The organism is Agrobacterium sp. (assembly GCF_059499945.1).
In genome coordinates this window covers 1169176-1175314 of the sequence record NZ_JCABZP010000014.1, presented here as the reverse complement: position 1 = coordinate 1175314, position 6139 = coordinate 1169176, and the positions used below count along the sequence as shown (strand labels likewise).

Sequence of the window (6139 nt, the reverse complement as noted above, 5' to 3'; positions counted from 1 at the left end):
GCACGCGCCACATCCAGCCGGTGCCTTCACGGCACGGCGTGCACTGGCCGCAGCTTTCATGCTTGAAGAACGCCGCGATGCGGGCGATCGCCTTGATGACGTCGGTGGACTTGTCCATGACGATCATGCCGCCGGTGCCGAAGGACGACTTCACTTCGCGCATGCCGTCGAAGTCCATGATGGCGTCCTTCATGTCCTCACCGCGCACGATGGGGCAGGATGCGCCGCCGGGGATGACGCCAAGCAGATTGTCCCAGCCGCCGCGAATGCCACCGCAATGGTGTTCGATCAGTTCACGGAAGGACAGGCCCAGCGCATCTTCGAAGGTGCATGGACGCTCGACATGGCCGGAGACCATGAACAGCTTGGTGCCGACATTGTTCGGACGGCCAATAGACGAGAACCATGCCGCACCTCGGCGCAGAATGGTCGGAGCAACGGCGATGGATTCGACGTTGTTGACGGTCGTCGGGCAACCGTAAAGACCCATATTGGCCGGGAACGGCGGCTTCAGGCGCGGCTGGCCCTTCTTGCCCTCGAGGCTTTCAAGCAGTGCTGTCTCTTCGCCGCAGATATAGGCACCTGCGCCGTGATGGACGTAGATGTCGAAATCCCAGCCGTTCTTGTTGTTCTTGCCGAGCAGGCCCGCATCGTAACATTCGTCGATGGCGGCCTGAAGCGCCTCACGTTCGCGCATATATTCGCCGCGCACGTAGATATAGGCGGTGTGTGCACCCATGGCGAAACCGGCGATAACGCAGCCTTCGATCAACGTATGCGGATCGTTGCGCAGGATTTCGCGGTCCTTGCAGGTGCCGGGCTCGGATTCGTCGGCGTTGACCACGAGATAATGCGGACGGCCGTCGCTTTCCTTGGGCATGAAGGACCACTTGAGACCCGTCGGGAAGCCTGCGCCGCCGCGACCGCGAAGGCCGGAAGCCTTCATCTCGTTGATGATCCAGTCACGACCCTTTTCGATGATCTGCTTGGTGCCATCCCAATGGCCGCGCGCCATCACGCCCTTCAGGGACTTGTCCTTGAGGCCGTAGAGATTGGTAAAGATGCGATCCTGATCTTTTAACATGCTTCACCCTTTACCGCGGCTTCTTGCCGAAGACCCTGATATACTCGGCTTCGCCACCCTTGGCGAGCGCCTCGGCCTGCTTGATCCACTCATCGCGTTCGATGCGGCCCTTGAAATTCAGATAACCGTCGACCCAGTCGCATTCAGCCTTTTTCCAGCCGGTAATCTGCGCGTAGGTGAAGATGCCGAGCTCGTGCAGCGTGCCTTCGATCTTCGGACCGACGCCGGAAATGAGCTTCAGGTCGTCGGGCGTTGCGGGCTTTTCGATGCCGGCCGGACGATCCTTGGAATCGAGTGACGGCTTCGCAGATCCCGAAGCTTCCTTTTCGGCGGCCTTGACGTTCGCTTCAGCAGCCTTCGGCTCGTTGGCCGGCGTCTTCAGCTTCGGATCGGTTTCCGGCGCGTCCGTCTTCGGCTTGGCGGCATTGGCCGGCGGAACCGGTGCGGCATCAGCCACGACTTCGGCAGGCTTGTCGAGATTGGAACGATCCGGCTTGATCTCTTCCGTCAGGGTCGTCAGGCCACCGACCGGGACCGACTCGTGACGGTCGATCTGCGGGCCGGTCTTGACCGTATCGCCCTTGCCTGCCTCGAACGTGTCGATGATCTCTTCCAGACGCTCGGGCGTCAGGTCCTCATAGGCATCCTTGAAGATGATGACCATCGGCGCGTTGACGCAGGCGCCCTGACATTCCACTTCTTCCCAGGAGAGCGTGCCGCTCTCATTGGTATGCAGCGGATCGTGATGGATCTTCTTGCGGCAGACGTCCATCAGCGCTTCCGAGCCGCGCAGCATGCAGGGCGTAGTGCCGCAGACCTGAACGTGGGCGCGTGTGCCAACCGGCTTCAGCTGGAACTGCGTATAGAAGGTCGCCACTTCCATGACGCGGATATAGGCCATATCCAGCATGTCGGCGATTTTCTCGATGGCGGCGCGGGTAACCCAGCCGTCCTGCTCCTGCGCACGCATGAGCAGCGGGATGACCGCTGATTGCTGGCGTCCCTCGGGATATTTCAGAATCGTCTTTTCCGCCCATGCGGTATTTTCCGCATTGAAGGCAAATGCCACGGGCTGGAACTGATCTTCGGCTAGTCGACGAACGGACATACTTCCTCACGCCTTTTCAGTTTAACGTCTCACAACGCGATCTCGCCACCGTGACGAATTCGCAGGCGTAAGCCGCCTTGTCTTTCTGCATGAACACGATGAACTTGCTGCCATTGGGAACCGAGGCCTTGATCTCGTATCCCGATGACAGAAGCAGCTTGATGGTCGAAGAGCCGCCGCTCGACAGCGATACCTCAGGCTCGCTCGTCGCCGTCTGGGCGAGAACGGGTGCCGACATCGCAGCGAGAAAAGCCGGTATGGCCAGCGGCAGACGCATCAGCGGTCGACCTCCCCGAACACGATGTCGAGGGAGCCGAGCACGGCTGTAACGTCAGCAAGCTGATGGCCCTTGCACAGGAAATCCATGGCCTGCAGGTGTGCGTAGCCCGGAGCGCGGATCTTGCAGCGGTAGGGCTTGTTGGAACCATCGGCGACCACATAGACGCCGAATTCGCCCTTCGGCGCTTCGACGGCGGCGTAAACTTCGCCGGCCGGAACGTGATAGCCTTCGGTATAGAGCTTGAAGTGATGGATAAGAGCTTCCATCGAACGCTTCATCTCGCCGCGCTTGGGCGGAACCACCTTGCCATCCAGCGAGGAGACCGGGCCGATGCGGTGCTTGCCGGAGAGAAGATCGACGCACTGCTTCATGATCTTCACCGATTCGCGCATTTCCTGCATGCGGATCAGGTAACGGTCATAGCAGTCGCCGTTCTTGCCGACGGGGATATCGAACTCCAGATCGGAATAGCACTCGTAGGGCTGCGCGCGACGCAAATCCCAGGCAGCACCCGAACCGCGCACCATCACGCCGGTGAAACCCCAGGCGAAGGCGTCTTCAAGCGAGACCACGCCGATATCGACGTTACGCTGCTTGTAGATGCGGTTGTCGGTCAACAGACCTTCGATATTATCGAGCACGGTCAGGAACGGATCGCACCACTTGCCGATATCATCGACCAGTTCCGGCGGCAGGTCCTGATGAACACCGCCCGGACGGACATAGGCCGAGTGCATGCGGGCGCCGCAGGCGCGCTCATAGAACACCATCAGCTTTTCGCGCTCTTCGAAGCCCCAGACCGGCGGCGTCATCGCGCCGACGTCCATTGCCTGCGTCGTCACGTTCATGATGTGCGACAGGATGCGGCCGATTTCAGAATAAAGCACGCGGATCAGCTGGCCGCGCATCGGGATTTCGAGGCCCAGCAGCTTTTCGACGGCGAGCGCAAAAGCGTGTTCCTGGTTCATCGGCGCGACGTAGTCGAGACGGTCGAAATAGGGAACGGCCTGCAGATAGGTCTTGGTCTCGATCAGCTTTTCGGTGCCGCGATGCAAAAGACCGATATGCGGATCGACGCGCTCGACGATTTCGCCGTCCAGTTCCAGAACCAGGCGCAGCACGCCGTGCGCGGAAGGGTGTTCCGGACCGAAGTTGATCGTGAAATTGCGGACGTTATGCTCAGTCATTCTAGTGCTCCGCCGAGGTGATCATGGCGATGAATTCGGGGCCGGTCATGTTCTGCGTGGTTTGCGCGAAAGAATAGCTCGAAGGCTTCTCATCCGTGAAAATCTGCGACGCAAAATGGAAACTGGAAGGGTTGTCGAAAGCCTGCAACGAGACGGCAAAATGCTTGCCATCCTTGGAGCGCCACATCAGCGTGCTGCCGCAATTCTTGCAGAAGCAGCGCTCACCCCACTCAGACGAGGAATAGACGCCGAGGTTCTCTTCGTTTTCGACGGAGATATCAGCGCATTCGACAGCCAGAAACGCACCGCCGGACCAGCGGCGGCACATGGAGCAATGGCAGACGCCGAATTCGCGGGCACCGATCGCGGCCTTGAGGCCGACGGCACCGCAAAGACATTGGGCACGCTCTGTCGCAGGGGCTTCGCTCATTGCTTGGCCTTTTCGTCACCCGGGAGAACATATTCAGTCCCCTCCCAAGGAGAGAGGAAATCGAAATTGCGGAATTCCTGCTTCAGTTCGACCGGTTCATAAAGAACCCGTTTCAGCACGTCATCGTAACGTACTTCCACAAAGCCGGTAACCGGAAAATCCTTGCGCAGCGGGTGGCCTTCGAAACCGTAGTCGGTGAGAATACGGCGAAGGTCCTTATGGCCTTCAAACGGAATACCATACATGTCCCAGGCTTCGCGCTCGAACCATTCCGCGCCCATATAAACGGGGGTCGAAGACGGAACACCCTCGTCTTCCGCCACCTGCAGCTTGACGCGCACGCGCAGGTTCTGGCGCGGCGACAGCAGGTGATAGACGACATCAAAACGCTTCTCGCGCTGCGGCCAGTCGACACCGCAGATATCGATGATGTTGACGAAACCGCACTGCACATCGTCACGCAGGAAGGTCAAAAGCGCGATCACGCTTTCAGGCGTCGTGTTCAGCGTCAGTTCGCCATAGGCAATATCAGCCGACACCACGAGGGAACCGCGCGCTTCCTTAACGTAAGCAGCAAGATCGTTGAGAGCTTCGCTCATTACTTAATCCGTCCTTTGCCCTTAACGCTCGATCGTACCGGTACGCCGGATCTTCTTCTGCAGCAGAAGTACGCCGTAAAGCAGCGCCTCCGCCGTGGGGGGACAGCCCGGAACGTAGATATCCACCGGCACGACGCGGTCGCAACCGCGCACGACAGCGTAGGAATAGTGGTAATAGCCGCCGCCATTGGCGCAGGAGCCCATGGAGATGACGTAACGGGGCTCAGGCATCTGGTCATAGACCTTGCGCAGAGCGGGCGCCATCTTGTTGGTCAGCGTGCCGGCGACGATCATGACGTCCGACTGGCGCGGTGAGGCGCGCGGGGCAACGCCGAAGCGCTCCATGTCGTAACGCGGGCCGGAAGCCTGCATCAGGCCTTCGACGGCGCAGCAGGCAAGACCGAACTGCATCCACATCAGGGAGCCGGTACGCGCCCAGGTGATCAGCTCGTCGGTCGAGGTAACGAGAAAGCCCTTATCGGCCAGCTCGTCGTTGATGTCCGTGAAGTAGGCGTCGTTGCTGCCAACCGGCTTGCCGGTCGAGGGATCGATGATCCCCTTCGGCTGCGGCGCAACGAGCGTGGTGTTGTTCTGGCTCATGCCCATTCCAGCGCTCCCTTCTTCCACTCATAGATAAAGCCGATGGTGAGGACGAGAAGGAACACCATCATCGACCAGAAACCGAACCAGCCCATCTCGCCGAAAGACACCGCCCAGGGGAACAGGAAGGCGACTTCCAGATCGAAGATGATGAACAGAATCGACACCAGATAAAAGCGGATATCGAACTTCATGCGGGCATCGTCGAAGGCGTTGAAACCGCACTCGAAAGCGGAGAGCTTTTCCGGGTCCGGCGCCTTGTAGGCGACCGCAAAGGGCGCAATGAGAAGCGCCAGGCCGATGACGAGAGCGATACCGATGAAGATTGCGATCGGAATGTAGGAACTGAGGAGTTCAGTCATGGTCTCTTCCCTGTCCGGCCGGGTGCCGGACCTGCCTTTGTGACCTTAAGTCTCAAAGAGCGGACAAATATGTTGCAACGCCAAAGTGGTTAGCGCAGCCGCGCCCTCTCTGCAAGAGTTTAGGCACCATTTCAAGACACCTGCCGCATTGATTGGCAACAATATTGCCGGAATTGACGCAAATTTGGGCCACAATTCCGACCTAAGCCCCTCAAATACAATAATAATCGATTGAACGACGCAACCGCAAAAAAGTCACACGAATTTTACGTCGAAACGGCGGTGAAGTGACGATATCCCGATATCGAAACTTGACTAAAAAAAGCAGGAAAAATCGCGTTTGAAACGGCCGGAATCAAGCATCGGAATCGTCAAAAATCGAGGCGTGCAAACAGCGCGTCGATCTGGTTTTGAGGAGACATTTCAAGAGAAAGAAATGGCGCGAGTGACGGGGCTCGAACCCGCGACCTCCGGCGTGACAGGCCGGCA

General features: G+C 58.9%; 8 protein-coding genes. All 8 read right to left on the bottom strand.

Annotation, left to right across the window (positions count from 1 at the left end):
• Window positions 1-1084: NADH-quinone oxidoreductase subunit NuoF (gene nuoF, locus AC5I5B_RS17545; RefSeq protein ID WP_495752770.1), on the bottom strand; the 1084-nt coding region annotated here is incomplete at its 3' end.
• Between the two features lie 10 nt (window positions 1085-1094).
• Window positions 1095-2192 (bottom strand): NADH-quinone oxidoreductase subunit E, encoded by a 1098-nt coding sequence (locus tag AC5I5B_RS17540; protein ID WP_111834308.1) that lies wholly within the window; start codon window positions 2190-2192, stop codon window positions 1095-1097.
• Window positions 2193-2208: 16 nt separating this feature from the next.
• Entirely contained in the window at window positions 2209-2469 is a 261-nt protein-coding gene (locus tag AC5I5B_RS17535) for a hypothetical protein (protein ID WP_495752769.1), read from the bottom strand.
• On the bottom strand, window positions 2469-3659 hold the full coding sequence (locus tag AC5I5B_RS17530; protein ID WP_003496461.1) for an NADH-quinone oxidoreductase subunit D: 1191 nt from the start codon (window positions 3657-3659) through the stop codon (window positions 2469-2471). Before AC5I5B_RS17530 ends, AC5I5B_RS17535 begins: the two co-directional genes overlap by 1 nt.
• Window position 3660: 1 nt before the next feature.
• The gene (locus tag AC5I5B_RS17525) at window positions 3661-4089 is read right to left on the bottom strand and encodes a GFA family protein (RefSeq protein WP_060724097.1); all 429 of its coding nucleotides are present in this window, start codon (window positions 4087-4089) and stop codon (window positions 3661-3663) included.
• Window positions 4086-4688 (bottom strand): NADH-quinone oxidoreductase subunit C, encoded by a 603-nt coding sequence (locus tag AC5I5B_RS17520; protein WP_020810740.1) that lies wholly within the window; start codon window positions 4686-4688, stop codon window positions 4086-4088. The genes AC5I5B_RS17525 and AC5I5B_RS17520 overlap by 4 nt, the downstream gene beginning before the upstream one ends.
• Before the next feature lie 21 nt (window positions 4689-4709).
• Entirely contained in the window at window positions 4710-5294 is a 585-nt protein-coding gene (locus AC5I5B_RS17515; RefSeq protein WP_003502368.1) for a NuoB/complex I 20 kDa subunit family protein, read from the bottom strand.
• Window positions 5285-5650: an NADH-quinone oxidoreductase subunit A gene (locus tag AC5I5B_RS17510; RefSeq protein ID WP_003496469.1), complete on the bottom strand. Its 366-nt coding sequence runs from the start codon at window positions 5648-5650 to the stop codon at window positions 5285-5287. Before AC5I5B_RS17510 ends, AC5I5B_RS17515 begins: the two co-directional genes overlap by 10 nt.
• Window positions 5651-6139: the final 489 nt, after the last annotated feature.